This window comes from Aliivibrio sp. S2TY2, assembly GCF_028765525.1.
GTDB classification, from domain to species: Bacteria; Pseudomonadota; Gammaproteobacteria; order Enterobacterales; family Vibrionaceae; genus Aliivibrio; species Aliivibrio finisterrensis_A.
In genome coordinates this window covers 1-19,014 of record NZ_JARACS010000012.1, presented here as the reverse complement: position 1 = coordinate 19,014, position 19,014 = coordinate 1, and the positions used below count along the sequence as shown (strand labels likewise).

Below are 19,014 nucleotides of genomic sequence, written 5' to 3'. Positions count from 1 at the left end.
TTGCGCTAATGATAGCAAGGATAGAAAGGAAGGAATAGATAAGAAATGTAGGGGTATATCAAAAATAGTAGAAGGCGGGCACTATTTATCTCTAAAAAATGCCCTGTATCTGATTATAAAACCATACGAACGATTTCAATCTCAGCTAACTCTTTGTATAGCGTTTCTACTTGCTCAATAGATGTAGCAGTAATGCTTACAGATACAGAGTGGTAGTTACCTTTGCCACTTGGTTTTACTGCTGGAGTATAATCGCCAGGTGCATGACGTTGAATTACCTCAAGAACAAGTTCAGGCAGTTGTTCATGAGCAAGGCCAACGGCTTTATAAGTAAATTTACATGGGAATTCTAGAAGATCTTTTAGCTTTGATTGCTCTTGCATAACCGTCTCCAATCGAGAGTGGATAAATAGTAAGAAGGGAATTTTACTGTGACCTAAGTCAGATAACAAGAGAAATAAAAAAAGGTGACCGAAGCCACCTTTTATTCGTTGATTACTCTGTTATCAGCTTAACCAACCTTTGAACATTAATACGATATAATCGATAAGACGGCTGAAGATACCACCTTCTTCAACATCATTTAATGCAAGCAGTGGGTATTCAGCAATGTCTTCACCATCGACTTGGTAGAAAAGCTTACCAACAACATCACCTTTGTAAATAGGAGCTTCAAGCGTTTTTTCTAATACAAAGCTTGCTGTCATTTTCTTCGCTTGACCACGAGGAAGCGTTACATAAGTATCTTCAGCAACACCTAGAGCGACTTCGTCAGTGCTACCCATCCACACTTTTTCAGTTACGAATGTTTCGTTTGCTTTGTGTGGAGACACTGTTTCGAAGAATCGGAAGCCGTAATTTAGCAGTTTTTTACTTTCTGCTTTACGTGCATTGCTTGATTTAGTGCCCATAACTACAGCAACTAAACGCATTTTCCCTTCAGTAGCAGAGCTTACTAAGTTATAGCCAGCACCGTCAGTATGACCGGTTTTGATACCATCAACATTCATGCTCTTATCCCATAACAGACCATTACGGTTGTATTGGGTAATGCCATTGTAAGTGAATGACTTTTCAGAATATACACGATATTCTTCTGGTACATCACGGATTAATGCTTGTCCGATTAATGCCATATCATAAGGCGTAGAGTATAGATCATCGCTATCTAGACCGTGCACATTACCAAAATGGGTATTTTCAAGTTTTAATGTACGTCCCCAAGCGTTCATTAGATCCACAAAAGCATCTTCAGAACCAGCTACATGTTCAGCCATAGCCACACAAGCATCATTACCTGATTGAACGATGATACCCATGTTTAGGTCTCGAACTTTAACTGTGCTGCCAACTTCAATGAACATTTTTGAAGAACCAGGGAAGTTTTTAGCCCACGCATTTTTACTGATAACAACATCGTCATCCATCGAAATATTGCCACTTTCGATTTCTTGGCCGATAACATAACTTGTCATCATTTTAGTTAAACTTGCTGGGTTCATTCGCTCATTCATGTTCTTTTCAGCAAGAACTTTGCCTGAGTGATAATCCATCAGTACATAACCCTTCGCAGCAATTTGCGGAGCGTTCGGGATGACGGCTGGTGCAGCAACTGCAACACTAGAGCCAAGAATAAAGCTGGATAAAATAATTCGTTTTAACTGTTTCGCTGATTTTTTCATAATAATAACTTTTGCACTGTGAGGTAGTGAAACTGCATACATAATAGCAGATTTGAATATCATGACCAGATGTGTAATTAAATAACTGATTTTATATGAAAAGATAGCGAATAAAATGCATGGGATATGAAACCATATTAAAAGCTATCTTGTTGTTATATAAAGACAATGGTGCATTTGATTAGTTCAACTAATATTTGCATTGTAAATGAGGGTAGATATCTGGTTACAATATTTACGTAACACTGACATTTAAGCTCATTATTTTTTTGCTTCTTGAAGAATAAACGCAGATGAATAGTGACTGTTTTTTGCTTTTAACAGGGTACTATCGGCAAGATCACGATCAAGAAATGGCCCTAAACGAACCCGAAATACGGAATCCGATTTTACTATGTTGGTTGGAGCATCAAATTGCTTTTGTAATTGTAAAGCTGCTTTTTTTGCGCTGTCTTCATTTTTTACAGCAACCATTTGAATATGATATTGGTTTGGATCGATGGCATGCCAATCTTGAGGGTTGGTTGGTTTTTCAACAGAAATATATTCAATTTTCACATTTGCTGTTCCTGTTTTAACCACATCAAGTTTTGTGGCTGCGGCAAAACTTAAATCAATAATACGCCCGTCATGAAATGGCCCTCTATCATTTACTCTGACAATCGCTGTCTTGCCGTTATCTTTGTTCGTAACTTTGACATAACTTGGGATAGGCAGTGTTTTATGGGCTGCACTCATTGAGTACATATCATATACCTCTCCATTAGAGGTTTTGTGGCCGTGGAATTTCTTACCATACCAAGAACTAATGCCCTCTTGCGTAAAACCTTTTGGCTCTTTTACGATAGGGTAATCTTTACCTAAGAGCGTATAGTCTTTATTGCCTGAAAGGCTTTTAGGCTCATAGCGAGGGTGAGCATCTTCAATGTGCTTAACTGATATTGGCGAGTTAGGTGCGATATCACTGTCTATTTGATAACGACCGGCATTAGGCTCTTCTTGATTTACTGGTGGCTCAGAAGCACAACCTACTAATATAAGAGAGATAGTAAGTAACAGAATACGCATTAATTAACCTTAGAGTGAACATTTCTATGAGTATGGATTGACATTAATATGCCGAAACCGGCCATTAAGGTAACCATGGAAGTACCACCATAACTTACTAAAGGAAGTGGAACGCCAACGACAGGTAAAATACCACTTACCATACCAATATTTACAAAAATATAGACGAAGAAACTTAAGACAACACTGCCCCCCATCATTCGACCAAAGGCTGTTTGAGCCTTACTTGCTAAAAAAAGCCCGCGACCAATGATGAATAAATAAATGGATAAAAGGGCGATAACACCAATCAAGCCCCATTCTTCAGCAATTACAGCAAAAATAAAGTCGGTGTGACGTTCAGGAATAAATTCCAATTGAGACTGTGTTCCGTGAAGCCACCCTTTACCTACTAAACCACCAGAACCGATTGCAATTTTAGATTGGATAATATGATACCCTGCACCGAGTGGGTCGGACTCTGGGTTGAATAAGGTTTGCACTCGAACTTTCTGATAAGGTCGCATTAAAAAGAACCACAGAATAGGAATGAATGCGCCTACGGCTATAGCGGCTGCTGAAATTATTTTCCAGCTAATTCCCGCTAAGAAAATAACAAAAATACCTGATGCAGCAATCAAAATTGATGTACCTAAATCAGGTTGCTTAGCAATCATGATTGTTGGGATAAACACCATTAACAATGCGCAAAATAGAGTTTTAATTGTGGGTGGAAGAGGTTGATTACCAATATAGCGAGCCACCATTAAAGGGACGGCTAGCTTAATAAGTTCTGAAGGCTGAAAGCGAACAAACCCGAAATTAAGCCATCGCTGTGCCCCTTTAGAAGCTTCACCAAAAAAAAGCACGCCAAGCAATAAAATAATACCAAGGGTGAATAAATAGGGAGCTGCAGCTTCATAAGCTCTTGGCGATATTTGAGCTAAAAGCAGCATGACTCCAAGTGACAAGAGCATTCGCATTGCTTGCTTATCCATCATTAATAGACTTTGACCACTGGCGCTATACATTATCATTAATGCTGCTGCCATAAGGGTTAATATCCCCATTAATAGGGGTAAATCTAAATGGAAACGGTGGAAAAAATCACGATTCTTTCCTGAAGCAATATCAACTCTCATTACTTTTTCGTCACCTCTTCTGATTTTGGCAGTAATACATAATCAAATACATTCCTTGCAATTGGTCCACCCTGACTGGAGCCTCCCCCGCCATTTTCAAGAACAAGAGACACAATGACTTTTGGATCTTTTGCTGGAGCAAAGCCGGTGAATAGGGCGTGATCTCTTAAGTGTTCAGCAATTTCGTCGGCGTTATACTCTTGGTCTTCTTTTAATCCAAAGACTTGAGATGTACCTGATTTACCCGCGCTCACATAAGGCGTTCCAGCAAAAGCACGCCTTGCTGTTCCCATTCGACCATTATTAACTAGAATCATGCCATCAATGGCTAATTGCCAATAGCTATCTTTTACCCCAGAGATTGGTGGATACGGCTCAGGTTCAAAAGGCATTTCATGTTGGCCATCAATAATTGCTTTTAGCAAATGAGGTGCTTGTACTTTACCGTGATTAGTCAGTACTGCGGTAGCTTTAGCAATTTGCATTGGCGTTGCTGTCCAATATCCTTGCCCGATGCCTACCGGAATTGTATCGCCCTGATACCAAGGGGTTCTAAAGCGTGCCACTTTCCAATCGCGAGTGGGCATGTTGGCTTTACTTTCTTCATGAATATCGATGCCAGTGTAATCACCAAAGCCAAACTTCATCATCCACGTTGAAAGTTTATCGATCCCCATATCAAAAGAGATTTGATAGAAAAAAGTATCTACAGATTCTTCAATTGATTGCTTTAAGTTAACCGTTCCATGCCCCCAGCGTTTCCAGTCTCTAAATGGTTTGGTTTTAGAATTAGGAATACGCCAATAGCCTGGGTCATTACGAGTCGTTTCGGTGGTGACTATTTTTTCTTGTAATGCTGAAACGGCAATAAATGGCTTTACTGTAGAAGCGGGTGGATAAATACCTAAAGTGCTTCGGTTGACTAGTGGGCGATCTGGGTTATTCAATAATGAATTATAATTTTTACTAGAAATACCATGCACAAATAAGTTTGGGTCATAGCTAGGGCTTGAGACCATCGCTAATACAGCACTGGTTTTCGGCTCTAGTACAATGGCTGAGCCGCGTCGGCCATCAAGTTGTTTTTCAACAAATTGCTGTAGCTCTACGTCTAGATTTAAGACGATATCTTTTCCTGGAATTGGTGGTACATATTTTAGTGTACGAACAATACGACCACGGCTGTTGACTTCAACTTCTTGATAACCTGCGGTTCCATGAAGGATATCTTCGTAATAACGTTCAATACCAAGTTTACCTATATCACGCGTAGCTTGATAATTAGCGTCTTTTTCTTCACGAGCTAAACGGGCTAGATCTCGATCATTAATTTTAGCAACATAGCCAAGGACGTGGGTAAAGGTTTTGCCATAAGGATAGAAGCGTTTTAAATACGCCTTAACTTCAACACCAGAGAATTTGTGTTGATTAACCGCAAAAACAGACACTTGCTCCTGAGTTAACTGGGATAAAATTGGTACAGATCTGAAACGACGAGTACGACGACGTTCTTTTTGAAAGTCATCAATATTATCCTGAGTAATCGGTAAAATACCTTGGAGCTCAGTAAGCAATAAAGGTAAATCTTTTACTTTATCAGGGGTGATTTCTAAATTAAAAACAGGGCGATTTTCCGCAAGAGGTAAATGATTACGGTCGTAAATTAACCCTCGATTCGGAGCGATAGGAACGATTTTAATACGATTATCATTTGAGCGTGTTTTATAATCTTGAAATTCATTAATTTGGATATTGTATAAATTGGTCAATAATATACCAATAAGTACAATGATCCCCGCAAAAGAGACAATGGCACGGGAGGCAAAAAGTCTCGTTTCGGCGTGGTAATCACGAATTTGTGTGCGTTTGCGCTTAATCAACTCTTATTCTCTGTGGTAAGGATGATTGGCTGTAATGCTCCATGCTCGGTATAAGCTTTCTGCCATTACAACTCGAACAAGAGGGTGTGGTAGCGTCAGCGGGGATAGAGACCAACTTTGCTCTGCTGCTGCTTTACAGGCAGGGGAAAGCCCCTCTGGACCACCAATAAGAATGGATACGTCACGAGCGTCTAATTTCCAAACTTCAAGTTGCTCTGCTAATTGCTCGGTATCCCAACGCTTACCAGGAATATCAAGAGTAACAATGCGGTTACCTTTAGGAACAGCTGCAAGCATAGCTTCGCCTTCTTTTTGAAGAATACGAGCGATATCTGCATTTTTACCACGTTTTCCAGCGGTAATTTCAACAAGCTCAAGTGGCATGTCTTTAGGGAAGCGACGGCTGTATTCTTTATAGCCTTCTTCTACCCATTTCGGCATTTTTGTACCAACAGCAATTAATTGAAGCTTCATTAAACTAGCTCCACAACTTTTCTAGTTGATATAGCTCACGGTGCTCTTGTTGCAGAATGTGGATCATGACATTTCCCATATCAACAACCACCCATTCACCTTCCGCTTCACCGTCAATACCATAAGGCATTAAACCAATTTCTTTTGATTTATCTGATACGTTCAGAGCAATAGAACTAACGTGGCGTTTAGAGGTACCCGTACAGACAATCATAAAATCAGTAATGCTTGATTTATCGCGAACATCAAGAGTAATGATGTTTTCGGCTTTCATATCGTCAACATGGTTGAATAGAAAATCATGAAGTTCTTTATCTTGCAAAGTAATCACCTAGAAGAAATGGAGTATTTATGGAAGAGTATATCAGTGATACTCAATCAATGAGATAAGTTGGGTGTCACTGAAATGTGAATATTACACATATCTAACGTCAATTGGCTAAGTTGTGGCCAACAATTGGTATCAAAGTCAGTTTTTGTTGCTACTTCCATTAATGCCAGTGAACGAATTAGTAGTTGTATCTGTGGCATGGGTAGTCGTTGCAATGCGGATTGATACAGTGAACGGCGGTTTTGCCAGACTTTATATCGGTCGAAAACCGTAAACATAGCTTCGCCTTGAGTTATTGCCTGCTGAAAATTTTGTAGCAGGAAGATCTCTTTTTGTAACGTTCTTAGTAAAATTACCACTTCCATGCCTTCACTTTCTAATTGGCGCAAGATACGTTGCGCACGTTTAGCTTGGCCTGACAATAATGTATCTACCAATTGGAATGGAGTGAAATGGTTATTTCTATTTAACGCTTCCTCAATACGAATTAAGGTTAATAAGCCGTCTGGGTATAGCAGTGCCAGTTTATCTAAGCTTTGAGCAAGGGCTAATAAGTTACCTTCATGCCATTGAGCAAGCATTTGTACTGCTTCAGCATCGGGTTTTAATTTCAACGTTTTACAGCGTTGTTGAATAAAGCGTGGTAACTGTTGATTATCAGGTGTATTACACGGAACAAATAATCCAAGTTGAGTTAGTGCTTTAAACCATTGCGTATTTTCTTGTGCTTTGTTGACTCTTGGCCCTTGAAAAATCAGCAGAATATCATCGTGAAGTGCTGGAACCAATTCTTTTATTTTATTGGTATGTGCAGTCGTTAAGCCTGTATCAGGAATAGTGAGTTCCAATATTTGTCGAGATGAAAATAGGCTTAATGCTTGGGTACAATCAAAGATTAATTCCCAATCAAGTTGCTTATCTAGCGTAAATTGGTGCTTCTCTTCAAACCCTTGTTTTATTGCAGCTTGACGAATGGCATCGAGACTTTCTTGTTTTAAAAGCGGTTCATTGCCAAATAATAAGTAGCTCTGACGTAAACCTCTTTCAAGATTTTGAACAAGTTGTTCGGGAAATACTCTCATGACTATTGAATATTTCCTGTCGATGTATCCATCGTTTCAATAACTTCTTTGGTTGTCACTTTACTTTCAGTATCATCATCAAGCGTTGCTGTTTCAACACTTGTGCCTACTGGTGTGTCGTCTGCTTTTAAACGTGCCATTTGACGTAAAATTTGCTCAGCAGCCTGCGTTCGCATTTCATCTTCGATCATGTCACGTTCTACCGATTTCGCTAAGGCAGTTAATGGGTTATCAAGGTAGTTACGGTTTACTGATGTCGTATACGTTTTAATGTCATGTTCAGGGATAAGTACGCTATAAGTAACGGTATAGGTCAGCGCTTTTTCTGCTGCTCTGCTATTTTGATAAAGAGATAGAGTACGCTCACCAAGACTTTCACTGATTAAATTTAAGCTAGGCGTTACGGTTGTTGGTGCAACCTGACGGATCCCATTCATTCTTAATTGTTTTTGCACATTACGGGTTAAATCACTGTATTGGTCAAAACTGGTCAGAGAAACTTCATGCAGTTCTTCTGGTAATAAATAATTACCGCGCAAGTGGAATCCACAAGCTGAAACCATAAGTGAAAGAGTCAGAACAATAGTGGTTCGAAGAGAAAATAGAGATAAAAGACGTTTCACCGAGTAACTCCCTCAAGTGGTGTAAGAATGCTTATTTAACTGTTCTAATTAATTTGTCGTTTCAAAATAAAGCAGTTAAATAAGCATAAGCGGCTATCCGCTTATGCTTTAAATAGAAAAGTAATCTGATAAAAGGTTCAAATTACTTTTTTACGTTTAAATAGTACTAACTGGTTAATATTAGTTAGCTACGATATTTAACAGTTTACCAGGTACATAGATTACTTTACGAATCGTTAAGCCATCTAGGAACTTGATTGCGTTTTCATCTTTTAGACCAAGCTCTTTAACTTGCTCTTCAGTTGCATCTGCAGCAACGATCAGTTTTGCACGTAACTTACCGTTGATCATAACAACGATAGTTTTTTCATCTTCAACAAGTGCTTTTTCGTCAAACGTTGGCCATGCTGCTGTATCGATGTTCGATTCACCTAATGCGTCCCACATTGCAAAGCTTGCATGTGGTGTCATAGGGTAAAGCATAACAACAACCGCTTTTAGCGCTTCATCAAGAAGGGCACGATCTTGTGCTGATTCTTGAGGTGCTTTATTAAGCTTGTTCATCAATTCCATGATTGCAGCAATCGCAGTGTTGAATGTTTGACGGCGGCCAATATCATCACTTACTTTTGCAATCGTTTTGTGAACATCACGGCGTAGTGCTTTTTGGTCACCAGAAAGAGCGGCAACATCTAACGCGTCAGTTGCGCCTTTTGTTGTGTGCTCGTGAACTAATTTCCATACACGCTTAAGGAAACGACTTGCGCCTTCAACGCCTGATTCTTGCCATTCTAGAGTCATATCAGCAGGTGCTGCAAACATCATGAATAGGCGTACTGTATCAGCACCAAACTTATCAACCATCTCTTGAGGGTCAATACCGTTGTTTTTAGACTTAGACATTTTGATCATGCCTGAGTGCTCAACATTACGGCCTTGGTTGTCGATTGCTTTCTCGATACGACCTTTTGCGTCACGCTCAATCGTTACATCTGTTGGTGCGATCCACTCTTTTGTGCCTTTTTCATTAGTGTGGCTAAATGCATCTGCAAGTACCATACCTTGACATAAAAGCTGCTTGAATGGTTCGTCTGAGTTTACATAGCCCGCATCACGTAGAAGTTTGTGGAAGAAGCGAGAGTAAAGAAGGTGCATACATGCGTGTTCAATACCACCAACGTACTGGTCTACTGGTAACCAGTAGTTTGCTTTTTCTGGGTCTAGAATATCGTCAGCTTGTGGTGAACAGTAACGTGCGTAGTACCAAGATGATTCCATGAAGGTATCAAAGGTATCTGTTTCACGAAGTGCTGGCTCGCCATTGAATGTCGTTTTTGCCCATTCTTTGTCAGCTTTGATTGGGCTAGTTACGCCATCCATAACCACATCTTCAGGAAGAATAACTGGTAATTGATCTGCAGGCACTGGGTGAACTTCACCATCTTCAGTGGTTACCATTGGAATTGGAGCACCCCAGTAACGTTGGCGTGAAACACCCCAGTCACGTAGACGGAAGTTTACTGTTTTCTTGCCTTTACCTTCTGCTTCTAGTTTCGCCGCGATTGCATCAAATGCCTCTTGGAAAGCAAGACCGTCGAATTCACCAGAATCAAACAGAACGCCTTTTTCAGTGTAAGCCGCTTCAGAAACGTCTACATCAGAACCATCTTCAGGTTTGATTACTGGAATAATATCCAAATTGTATTTAGTTGCGAATTCGAAGTCACGTTGATCGTGAGCAGGAACGGCCATTACTGCACCTGTGCCGTAATCCATTAATACGAAGTTTGCTACATAGATTGGCACTTCACGACCGTTAAGAGGGTGGATAGCACGTAGGCCAGTATCCATACCTTTCTTTTCCATCGTTGCTAATTCAGCTTCGGCAACTTTAGTATTGCGACACTCTTCAGTGAAAGCGAATAGCTCAGGGTTAGTTGCCGCCGCTTTTTCAGCAAGAGGATGACCTGCTGCGATGCCAACGTAAGTAACACCCATTAGCGTATCTGGACGTGTGGTATATACTTCTAAAGGTGCTTCTTCGCCGTTAACAGCAAAAGATAACTCTACACCTTCAGAACGGCCGATCCAGTTACGTTGCATGGTTTTAACCATTTCAGGCCAACCATCAAGATTATCTAGGTCATCAAGAAGCTCTTGTGCGTATTCTGTAATTTTAATGAACCACTGTGGAATTTTCTTTTGTTCAACAGGGGTATCACAACGCCAACAACAACCGTCTTCAACTTGTTCGTTTGCAAGAACCGTTTGGTCATTTGGACACCAGTTCACAGAAGACGTTTTTTTGTAAACTAAACCTTTGTTGTACAGTTTAGTGAAGAACTCTTGTTCCCAACGGTAGTACTCAGGCGTACAGGTTGCAAATTCACGGTTCCAATCGTAACCAAAGCCTAATAGTTTAAGCTGGTTTTTCATGTATTCGATGTTTTCGTAAGTCCACGGTGCAGGCGCTGTTTTATTTTTTACCGCTGCATTTTCAGCAGGAAGACCAAACGCATCCCAACCGATAGGTTGCATTACGTTTTTGCCTTGTAGGCGCTGATAGCGAGAAACCACATCACCGATGGTGTAGTTACGAACGTGACCCATGTGTAGACGACCACTTGGGTATGGGAACATTGAGAGGCAATAGAATTTTTCTTTGCTTGCGTCTTCAGTCACAACAAACGTTTTGTTGTCGTCCCAATGTTTTTGGATCTTTTGTTCAAGATCCTGTGGATTATATTGTTCTTGCATCGATTTACCCAGTTATGTCAGTGGATCACAAAAAATGTGAGATCGGTTTGATCAGATAATACTTGATCGGCATAGAATAACTAATGGAGCGCTTATACTCAAGCGACCTGATAACCTTTAACTCATTCTTCGCTATATAAATCTAGCGAATTCTCGGAGGTGACTTATGTCTAAGCAAAAAACAGGTTATAACGCCGTCTTAGAGCGCGTAATGAATGTGTTAGAAAGAAGCCCTGAAGAATTTGAACACTGGGCTAAATCATCCGAAGAAGTGGTGGACGCTGCTTCTGATATGACCAAAGATGAATTGGCTTTAATTTCAAGTTATGTAAAACGAGACATGAAGGAGTTTGCTCAGAATTACGAAAAGAGCAAAACAACATTCCCTGATTCTCCTTTTTATCGATTAATCTCTGATTCTATTTGGCACGGTTTGCTTGAAATAACCGATAAAACACAAGTTGAATGGCATGAGATGTTTGATGACTTAGCACATCAAGGCGTTTATCAGGCAGGTGAAGTCGTAGGGCTTGGTATTTTGGTTTGCGAGAAATGTGGCCATCGCGAGCAATTTAATCACGCACAAATTATTCAGCCTTGTACGCATTGTGAGAATGAAGAGTTTACCCGAGTATCTCTTAAGCCATAGCTGAGCTTATTGGCTAAAGCAGAAAGGTCTGTATCTCAATTAATAGATACAGACCGATAGAACTCAATTAGATTCTTTTACGCCAAGCAAGAAGTAAAGATAAAAAGACTAATAGGTATAAAGGCCATGAACCCCAGTAACGATATGGCGTTGTACCCATGGTTGGTATTACTTCGCCTCGCAATACAGCGGTAGTGAACTGAGGAATTTGTTTCGTTATATTGCCTTTATGATCTGTGATTGCCGTTACGCCATTATTTGTTGAACGAATAACAGGTTTTCCTATCTCTAAAGCTCGCATTTGAGCCATTTCCATGTGTTGCAGTGGGCCAATAGAAGTACCAAACCATGCATCATTAGATAGGGTTAAAATATAATCAGTTTGTGGTGTAATGTTTTCTCTGACCTGTTCGCCATAAACGATTTCGTAGCATAATGCAGGGGCTAATTGTGTGCCGCTGGCTTCCATGTTGGGTTGAATGTAATCACCACGACTGAATGATGACATTGGCAGGTTAAAGATTGGTGCGATAGGGCGTAATAAGTTTTCAAAAGGAACAAATTCACCAAATGGAAGTAAATGGTGTTTGCTGTACCTTGGTTGCTGCGTGTAATCGTAGCCATTTGTTCCATTAACGCCTAATGAAATAATATTATTGTAGAAATTACCGGTAGGGCTTTGGCCGACAATGCCAGTGATTACCGTGCTGTTGTTCATTGATGCTGCGCTATCTAAATTACGTAGAAAACTAGGGATTTCAATTTCCAGTGCCGGTATCGCGGCTTCAGGCCACACGATAACATCGGCATCCCAATTTTTACGGGTTAAATCCATATATTTCATAATAGTAGGCCAGCGTTCGCTAGGCAGCCACTTAATTGCTTGGTTAACATTTCCTTGGATTAGCGCTACTTTTGTTGCTTTATCTGATTGAGGTGTAACCCAATCAAATGGTTTGATGGCAAAAGAGCTGGCAATGATGACTGCTGGGATTAAAAGCAAAGTCCATTTTTTTTCCAGAAGGCTGTATACCATTGCCCCCACAGAAATCAGTATCATTAGTGTTATGCCTTCTACACCAAATATTGGGCCCCAAGCAGACAGTGGGCTATCTATTTGACTGTAACCTAGCCATAACCATGGGAATCCGGTAAATACCCAACCACGTAGCCAATCGGTAACAAGCCAAAGCGCCGGAGCGGCCAATAAGTATTTCGTTAGTTTATGGTTGTTAAAAATTCGTTGTAAAAGAAACGAGAATAGCATGGGATATAACGCAAGGTAGCTGATTAACCCTATCATTAAAAATAGGCTGGCAGCGACTGGCATGCCACCAAAGTTGTCGATACTGACATGAACCCAACTCACACCGGCACCAAAGTAACCTAAGCCCCAAACAAAACCCAACCACGTTGCTTTTTTTGTTGTTTGTTTATGCAATAGCAATAAAAGAAGTAAAGGGGCAATAAAAGCAAAAGGCCATAAAGAGTAGGGAGCAAAAGCAAGGGTAGCGCTTGCGCCTGAAAGCAGAGCAATAAGAAGACGGATGGCGTAGTGAGAAAGTAAAGGCATTGGCTATAACTCAAATAGATGTAGGTAGCGAAAGAGAGTTAGTCTGTATAAGTTAGATAAAGTTCAGCCACTGAGGATGTCAGTGGCTGATTGCATTATTCTGCTTCAGGTTCTTTATGTTCCGATTCTTTATCAGGAATCGTTACTTGAAGTTGAATAATTCGACGGTTGTCAGCAGCAGTGACTTTGAATGTAAAACCTGAAATTTCAATCGTTTCACCACTTTCTGGTAAATGACCGAAACCAGTTAATACTAGTCCGCCAACAGTATCTATTTCTTCGTCGCTGAAGTTAGTTGAAAACGCGTCATTAAAGTCTTCAATTTCAGTTAAGGCTTTTACCGCAAAGGTATGTTTACTTAACTGACGAATGTCTTTTTCTTCTTCGTCATCAAATTCATCTTCAATGTCACCAACGATTTCTTCAAGAATATCTTCGATAGTAACAAGACCAGAAACCCCACCAAACTCATCAACTACAATGGCCATGTGGTAACGTTCTTCTCTAAACTCTTTTAAAAGCTTATCAACACGTTTGCTTTCTGGTACTACAACAGCAGGTCTAATAACTTGCTCTATTTCAAAGGCTTCACAGTCAGAGCCTAAGTATCTTAGTAAGTCCTTCGCAAGGAGTATACCTTCAACATGGTCTTTGTCTTCACTGATCACTGGGTAGCGTGAGTGAGACGCTTCAATGATGGTTGCTATCAGTGATTCAAGGTCTTGAGTTTTCTCGACCGTAACCATTTGAGAGCGAGGTAACATAATGTCTCTTACTCTCATTTCTGCTATTTCCATTACACCCTCAAGCATGTCTCGGGTGTCATGGTCGATAACTTCATTTTCTTCAGAGTCTCTAAATGCATCAACTAGGTCTTGGCGATCTTTAGGCTCTCCTTGGAAAAATTGTGAAAGGCGTCCTAAGAAGGACTTTCTACTCGGACCTTCTGTATTCTGTGAATTTTCGTCGTTCATGGCTTCTTTTAAAGTAAATGCTATCAATGTGGATAGCGCACATTAGTAACTACGGATTATCCCGTGGTTATTTCTCAGCAATGTATGGGTCTTCAAATCCCATACCTTGCATTAATTCGGTTTCGAGTGATTCCATCTCTTCAGCTTCATCATCTTCGATATGGTCATAACCTAGCAGATGCAGACTACCATGTACAACCATATGAGCCCAATGTGCTAATAATGGCTTATTTTGTTCAATGGCTTCGCTCTCAACAACTTGGCGACAAATAATTAAATCACCAAGTAGGTCAATTTCAATACCAGGAGGCGCGTCAAACGGAAATGAAAGTACATTAGTTGGCTTATCTTTACCACGATATTCGTGATTTAATTCATGACTTTCTTTTTCATCTACAATACGGATGGTTAATTCAGCTTGTGGTTGAAACTGTGGAATAACGGCATTTAACCACGTCATCAGTTCTTTTTCTGATGGTAAGCCGCTTTCGTTTTCACATGCAATTTGTAGATCGAGTTCAATACTCATTGTTCACCTGATTGTGTTACTTATTATTTTCTGCGTCAGCCATACGAGCGTCACGCTCTTGCTTTCTGCGTATTTCTTCTAGTTTACGCTCTTTTTGATCTTTTGCTTCCCATTTTTCATAAGCATTTACAATTCGAGCAACAACAGGGTGGCGAACAACATCATCTGCAATAAAGAAATTAAAGCTAATTTCATCGACTTCAGAAAGAACTTCAACGGCATGACGAAGACCAGATTTAGCCCCGCGAGGTAAATCGATCTGGGTTACGTCCCCTGTAATAACCGCTCGTGAATTAAAGCCAATACGGGTTAAGAACATTTTCATTTGTTCTACGGTGGTGTTTTGACTTTCATCAAGGATGATAAAGGCGTCATTCAGGGTTCTACCACGCATATAAGCTAATGGGGCAACTTCAATGACGTTGCGCTCGATCAGTTTCTCAACGCGCTCAAAGCCAAGCATTTCAAATAGAGCATCGTAAAGAGGGCGTAAATACGGGTCAACCTTTTGGCTAAGATCACCTGGTAAAAATCCTAATTTTTCACCCGCTTCAACCGCTGGTCGAGTTAACAGGATACGACGAACTTCTTGGCGCTCTAATGCATCAACGGCAGCAGCAACGGCAAGGTAGGTTTTTCCTGTACCTGCAGGGCCAATACCAAAGGTAATATCGTGAGTTACCATGTTGGTTACGTACTGAGCTTGGTTTTCAGTTCTTGGCTTAATTAGGCCTTTCTTGGTTTTTATGAAGATCTCTTTTCCGTAAGGAATGCTTGATACTTCTTCTTTCGCTTGTTCTAAAATCCCCGACTCTTTCACCGCTAAATGAATTTGTTCTGGTTCAATATCAGGGTATTGATTTTTTACAGGAGCAGTATCGACGTATAGATCTTTGAGGATGTCGATAGTGGCTGAAACAGTATGAGGTTTACCAACGACGGTAAATTCGTTGCCTCGATAATTGATTTCGACACCTAAGCGGCGTTCAAGGTGTTTGATATTGTCATCAAATGGGCCACAAAGGCTAGATAAACGGTGATTGTCTGCTGGCTCTAAGGTCAACTCTAATTTGGTTGTTTTAATGCTCAAGATTGCCTCTCAGAATGCTAATTACAAATGCTTATCTATTATTTATTGGGTAAAGTATAAATTATCTCAAGGTTAAATAAGAAAAAAGATGATCAAGAAACCTTAATCATCTTTTTAGTTTTTGATTTTATTGAGGATGTCACATTATGGCGTAAAAGTACCTACACCAAGATCATCTTCACGGCGTGTTTTTTCCATCATCTCTGCTGGAGATACCGCAACGCGTAAACCCATTTCTTTTTCTGTACGCACGAGGTTACCGCGTAGAGAGTTAGTGAATGATTCAGTAATGTGAATATCAACAAATTGACCAATTAAATCAGGGCTACCGATAAAGTTAACTACACGGTTGTTTTCAGTACGAGCACGTAATTCCATTGGGTTACGTTTTGACGGACCTTCTACAAGTGCACGTTGTACAGTGTCTAGCATTAGACGAGAGTAACGCGACGATTGGAAGTTAATTTGTTGTTGTAGTTCAGCTAAACGATCTTTCTTTGTTTGCTCAGGAATATCGCATGGATAATCAGCTGCAGGAGTCCCAGGACGAGCAGAGAAAACAAAGCTGTAGCTCATATCGAAATCAACGTCTTTAATTAGCTTCATTGTGTCTTGGAAGTCTTTATCTGTTTCGCCAGGGAAAGCGACGATAAAGTCAGAGCTAATTAAGATATCCGGACGAGCTTTGCGTAATTTACGAATAATTGATTTATATTCAATTGCAGTATGAGGACGCTTCATCATTGTTAGGATGCGATCAGAACCACTTTGAACTGGTAAGTGTAAGAAACTTACTAATTCCGGTGTATCTTCATATACCGCGACAATATCATCACCAAACTCTAATGGGTGACTTGTTGTAAAGCGAATACGGTCGATACCATCGATAGAAGCAACCATACGTAGCAATTCAGCAAACGTACAGATATCACCGTCATACGTTGGACCACGGTAAGCATTTACGTTTTGACCTAATAGGTTTACTTCACGTACGCCTTGTTCAGCCAGTTGTGCAATTTCAAATAATACGTCATCTAATGGACGGCTAACTTCTTCACCACGAGTATAAGGAACTACGCAGTAAGTACAGTATTTTGAGCAGCCTTCCATGATAGAAACAAACGCTGATGCACCTTCTGCTTTTGGCTCAGGAAGGTTATCGAATTTTTCAATCTCAGGGAATGAAATATCCATTACTGGTTTTTCATTTGATTGAGACTGTTTGATCATTTCTGGTAAACGGTGAAGCGTTTGAGGACCAAAAATGACATCAACATAAGGAGCGCGTTGACGAATATGGTCGCCTTCTTGAGTTGCTACACAGCCACCAACACCAATCACTAAGTCTGGTTTTTTATCTTTTAAATGTTTCCAACGGCCTAATTGGTGAAAAACTTTTTCTTGAGCTTTTTCACGAATTGAGCAGGTATTTAATAACAGAACATCCGCTTCTTTTGGATCTTCAGTTAATTCATAACCATTTGCGGCACCTAAAAGATCGGCCATTTTAGATGAATCGTATTCGTTCATCTGGCAGCCCCAGGTCTTGATTAGCAGTTTCTTAGTCATGTAACTTTTTCACTCGTATTTTATTACTAGAATTCGGTACAGTTTTGAGAGACAAGCTCGATCAAAACGGATAGGGCGCGTATTGTACTGCTTTCCGCGCTTAATGACTAGATGTAGACACCCTTGAATATTTTATGGGTATTAGGTCATATTGAGCTAGAAAGGTTAATTCGCACAACCTGATTGATTTTGATTACGTGAAAATCACGGTAGAATGAAGGAAATAATTGACTCATATAAGGTCTATGGATGATGAAAAAATATGATTACACCATTGTTGGTGGTGGAATGGTAGGAGCAGCGACTGCTATTGGTTTATCAAAATTAGGGTATCAAGTTGCTATTATTGAGCATAAAGCTCCGGATTCTTTTGATAATAGCCAATCAATGGATGTACGTGTTTCTGCTATTTCTCAATCATCCGTTGATTTACTTAATGAGCTAGGTGCATGGGAGCACATTAAGAAAACAAGAGTTTGCCCTTATAAGCGTTTAGAAACTTGGGAGCATCCTGAATGTCGAACTCGTTTTCATTCTGATACCCTTAATATGGAACAGCTGGGGTTCATCGTTGAAAATCGTTTGATTCAATTAGGTCTATGGCAAGAGTTTTCTTCTTATGACAATTTAACGGTTGTTACACCGGCTAAAATTATCGAGCTTGAATTTTTTAGTGAGCACAATGAACTAACACTGGATAATGGCAATAAAATTAAAACTAAATGGGTTATTGGTGCAGATGGTGCTAATTCTTATGTCCGCCAGAAAGCAAAGATCGGTATTACCGCTTGGGATTATCGTCAGCACTGCATGTTGATAAATATTGAAACAGAAAAACCACAACAGGATATTACTTGGCAGTGGTTTACGCCTTCAGGCCCTCGTTCATTCCTACCTTTACATGGAAATAAAGGTTCTTTAGTTTGGTATGACTCGCCTCAGCGCATTAAACAACTCTCTTCTATGACATCTATTCAGTTAGAAAAAGAAATTAAAGCGCATTTTCCACAAGAGTTGGGGGAGTTTACTGTAGAGCAACATGGTTCTTTTCCTTTAACGCGTCGACATGCTCAAAAATACGTTGAACATCGCTGTGTTTTATTAGGAGATGCAGCCCATACTATTAATCCTTTAGCCGGTCAGGGTGTAAATTTGGGTTTTAAAGACGTAAAAGTCTTATTGGAAGAAATAGAATCTAAAGGCACAGAGACAGATAAAGCGTTACGTATTTACGAATCAAGACGAAAAATAGACAATTTAGCGATGCAATCCAGTATGGATCTATTTTATACCTTATTCAGTAATTCTTTACCTCCAGTTAAATTTTTACGAAATGCAGGTTTAAAGTTAGCAGATTCATCTGGGGCGTTAAAAACACAAGCATTGAAATATGCGTTAGGTTTATAGAAATAATATCAGAGGCTAGAGCTTAGGGATGAGTAAAGCGAATCTGTACAAGATAGGGTGATCATTTGATCGCCCTTTTTTATTACGTGATATAAAAAGAACATGGATATGTGAGAAGAGATTTAAAGAGGAATAGTACAGACGAAAAAAAAAGCCCATCAAATTAATGATGAGCTTTCTTAAAAGTGGTTGGGATACCTGGATT

Annotated in this window: 17 protein-coding genes; 2 read left to right on the top strand and 15 right to left on the bottom strand. The window is 40.0% G+C overall.

Annotated elements, in window-relative coordinates; genetic code table 11:
• Positions 1–113: 113 nt before the first annotated feature.
• The 10 genes from ybeD to leuS form a co-directional block, all read right to left on the bottom strand.
• Positions 114–383 carry a DUF493 family protein YbeD gene (gene ybeD / locus PVK63_RS15860; RefSeq protein ID WP_130048771.1) on the bottom strand — a complete coding sequence of 90 codons (270 nt, stop codon included), beginning with the start codon at positions 381–383 and terminating at the stop codon, positions 114–116.
• Positions 384–506: 123 nt separating this feature from the next.
• Positions 507–1,682: a serine hydrolase gene (locus PVK63_RS15855; protein ID WP_130044772.1), complete on the bottom strand. Its 1,176-nt coding sequence runs from the start codon at positions 1,680–1,682 to the stop codon at positions 507–509.
• A gap of 261 nt (positions 1,683–1,943) precedes the next feature.
• On the bottom strand, positions 1,944–2,750 hold the full coding sequence (locus tag PVK63_RS15850; protein ID WP_130088243.1) for a septal ring lytic transglycosylase RlpA family protein: 807 nt from the start codon (positions 2,748–2,750) through the stop codon (positions 1,944–1,946).
• Positions 2,750–3,871: a rod shape-determining protein RodA gene (gene rodA / locus PVK63_RS15845; RefSeq protein WP_130088244.1), complete on the bottom strand. Its 1,122-nt coding sequence runs from the start codon at positions 3,869–3,871 to the stop codon at positions 2,750–2,752. Before rodA ends, PVK63_RS15850 begins: the two co-directional genes overlap by 1 nt.
• The gene (gene mrdA / locus PVK63_RS15840) at positions 3,871–5,748 is read right to left on the bottom strand and encodes a penicillin-binding protein 2 (RefSeq protein ID WP_207215695.1); all 1,878 of its coding nucleotides are present in this window, start codon (positions 5,746–5,748) and stop codon (positions 3,871–3,873) included. The genes rodA and mrdA overlap by 1 nt, the downstream gene beginning before the upstream one ends.
• A gap of 6 nt (positions 5,749–5,754) precedes the next feature.
• Positions 5,755–6,225 carry a 23S rRNA (pseudouridine(1915)-N(3))-methyltransferase RlmH gene (gene rlmH, locus PVK63_RS15835; RefSeq protein ID WP_060993527.1) on the bottom strand — a complete coding sequence of 157 codons (471 nt, stop codon included), beginning with the start codon at positions 6,223–6,225 and terminating at the stop codon, positions 5,755–5,757.
• Positions 6,226–6,229: 4 nt separating this feature from the next.
• Positions 6,230–6,547 carry a ribosome silencing factor gene (rsfS, locus tag PVK63_RS15830; RefSeq protein ID WP_165366864.1) on the bottom strand — a complete coding sequence of 106 codons (318 nt, stop codon included), beginning with the start codon at positions 6,545–6,547 and terminating at the stop codon, positions 6,230–6,232.
• Between the two features lie 56 nt (positions 6,548–6,603).
• A complete protein-coding gene (gene holA, locus PVK63_RS15825; RefSeq protein ID WP_130088245.1) occupies positions 6,604–7,638 on the bottom strand; it encodes a DNA polymerase III subunit delta in 1,035 nt (344 codons plus the stop codon).
• 2 nt (positions 7,639–7,640) lie between these two features.
• Complete coding sequence (locus PVK63_RS15820) at positions 7,641–8,201, bottom strand: LPS-assembly lipoprotein LptE (protein WP_165367197.1); 561 nt, start codon at positions 8,199–8,201, stop codon at positions 7,641–7,643.
• A 240-nt stretch (positions 8,202–8,441) separates the two neighbouring features.
• Positions 8,442–11,018: a leucine--tRNA ligase gene (gene leuS, locus PVK63_RS15815; protein ID WP_130088246.1), complete on the bottom strand. Its 2,577-nt coding sequence runs from the start codon at positions 11,016–11,018 to the stop codon at positions 8,442–8,444.
• 166 nt (positions 11,019–11,184) lie between these two features.
• On the opposite strand from leuS, the gene PVK63_RS15810 reads away from it, so the two are divergent.
• The gene (locus tag PVK63_RS15810; RefSeq protein WP_130044779.1) at positions 11,185–11,667 is read left to right on the top strand and encodes a zinc ribbon-containing protein; all 483 of its coding nucleotides are present in this window, start codon (positions 11,185–11,187) and stop codon (positions 11,665–11,667) included.
• 67 nt (positions 11,668–11,734) lie between these two features.
• Here the strand turns inward: PVK63_RS15810 and lnt are convergent, their stop codons facing one another.
• The 5 genes from lnt to miaB all read right to left on the bottom strand — a co-directional run bounded on the left by lnt (position 11,735) and on the right by miaB (position 17,402).
• Positions 11,735–13,240, bottom strand: a complete 1,506-nt coding sequence (gene lnt, locus PVK63_RS15805) for an apolipoprotein N-acyltransferase (RefSeq protein WP_130088247.1) — start codon at positions 13,238–13,240, stop codon at positions 11,735–11,737.
• A 95-nt stretch (positions 13,241–13,335) separates the two neighbouring features.
• Positions 13,336–14,214, bottom strand: a complete 879-nt coding sequence (gene corC / locus PVK63_RS15800; protein WP_130044781.1) for a CNNM family magnesium/cobalt transport protein CorC — start codon at positions 14,212–14,214, stop codon at positions 13,336–13,338.
• Positions 14,215–14,281: 67 nt separating this feature from the next.
• A complete protein-coding gene (ybeY, locus tag PVK63_RS15795; protein WP_130088248.1) occupies positions 14,282–14,743 on the bottom strand; it encodes an rRNA maturation RNase YbeY in 462 nt (153 codons plus the stop codon).
• Between the two features lie 16 nt (positions 14,744–14,759).
• Positions 14,760–15,833, bottom strand: a complete 1,074-nt coding sequence (locus PVK63_RS15790; RefSeq protein WP_130088249.1) for a PhoH family protein — start codon at positions 15,831–15,833, stop codon at positions 14,760–14,762.
• Between the two features lie 144 nt (positions 15,834–15,977).
• Positions 15,978–17,402: a tRNA (N6-isopentenyl adenosine(37)-C2)-methylthiotransferase MiaB gene (miaB, locus tag PVK63_RS15785; protein ID WP_130048787.1), complete on the bottom strand. Its 1,425-nt coding sequence runs from the start codon at positions 17,400–17,402 to the stop codon at positions 15,978–15,980.
• A 252-nt stretch (positions 17,403–17,654) separates the two neighbouring features.
• Here miaB and PVK63_RS15780 point away from each other — a divergent pair, with 252 nt between their 5' ends.
• Positions 17,655–18,809, top strand: coding sequence for a 2-octaprenyl-3-methyl-6-methoxy-1,4-benzoquinol hydroxylase (locus PVK63_RS15780; protein WP_207215696.1), 1,155 nt, complete (start codon positions 17,655–17,657; stop codon positions 18,807–18,809).
• Positions 18,810–19,014: the final 205 nt, after the last annotated feature.

Bases quoted from the DNA above. Each gene is read 5' to 3' on its own strand.
- ybeD (WP_130048771.1), bottom strand. From the start codon at position 383: ATGCAAGAGCAATCAAAGCTAAAAGATCTTCTAGAATTCCCATGTAAA.
- PVK63_RS15855 (WP_130044772.1), bottom strand. From the start codon at position 1,682: ATGAAAAAATCAGCGAAACAGTTAAAACGAATTATTTTATCCAGCTTT.
- PVK63_RS15850 (WP_130088243.1), bottom strand. From the start codon at position 2,750: ATGCGTATTCTGTTACTTACTATCTCTCTTATATTAGTAGGTTGTGCT.
- rodA (WP_130088244.1), bottom strand. From the start codon at position 3,871: ATGAGAGTTGATATTGCTTCAGGAAAGAATCGTGATTTTTTCCACCGT.
- rlmH (WP_060993527.1), bottom strand. From the start codon at position 6,225: ATGAAGCTTCAATTAATTGCTGTTGGTACAAAAATGCCGAAATGGGTA.
- holA (WP_130088245.1), bottom strand. From the start codon at position 7,638: ATGAGAGTATTTCCCGAACAACTTGTTCAAAATCTTGAAAGAGGTTTA.
- PVK63_RS15820 (WP_165367197.1), bottom strand. From the start codon at position 8,201: ATGGTTTCAGCTTGTGGATTCCACTTGCGCGGTAATTATTTATTACCA.
- leuS (WP_130088246.1), bottom strand. From the start codon at position 11,018: ATGCAAGAACAATATAATCCACAGGATCTTGAACAAAAGATCCAAAAA.
- PVK63_RS15810 (WP_130044779.1), top strand. From the start codon at position 11,185: ATGTCTAAGCAAAAAACAGGTTATAACGCCGTCTTAGAGCGCGTAATG.
- lnt (WP_130088247.1), bottom strand. From the start codon at position 13,240: ATGCCTTTACTTTCTCACTACGCCATCCGTCTTCTTATTGCTCTGCTT.
- corC (WP_130044781.1), bottom strand. From the start codon at position 14,214: ATGAACGACGAAAATTCACAGAATACAGAAGGTCCGAGTAGAAAGTCC.
- ybeY (WP_130088248.1), bottom strand. From the start codon at position 14,743: ATGAGTATTGAACTCGATCTACAAATTGCATGTGAAAACGAAAGCGGC.
- miaB (WP_130048787.1), bottom strand. From the start codon at position 17,402: ATGACTAAGAAACTGCTAATCAAGACCTGGGGCTGCCAGATGAACGAA.
- PVK63_RS15780 (WP_207215696.1), top strand. From the start codon at position 17,655: ATGAAAAAATATGATTACACCATTGTTGGTGGTGGAATGGTAGGAGCA.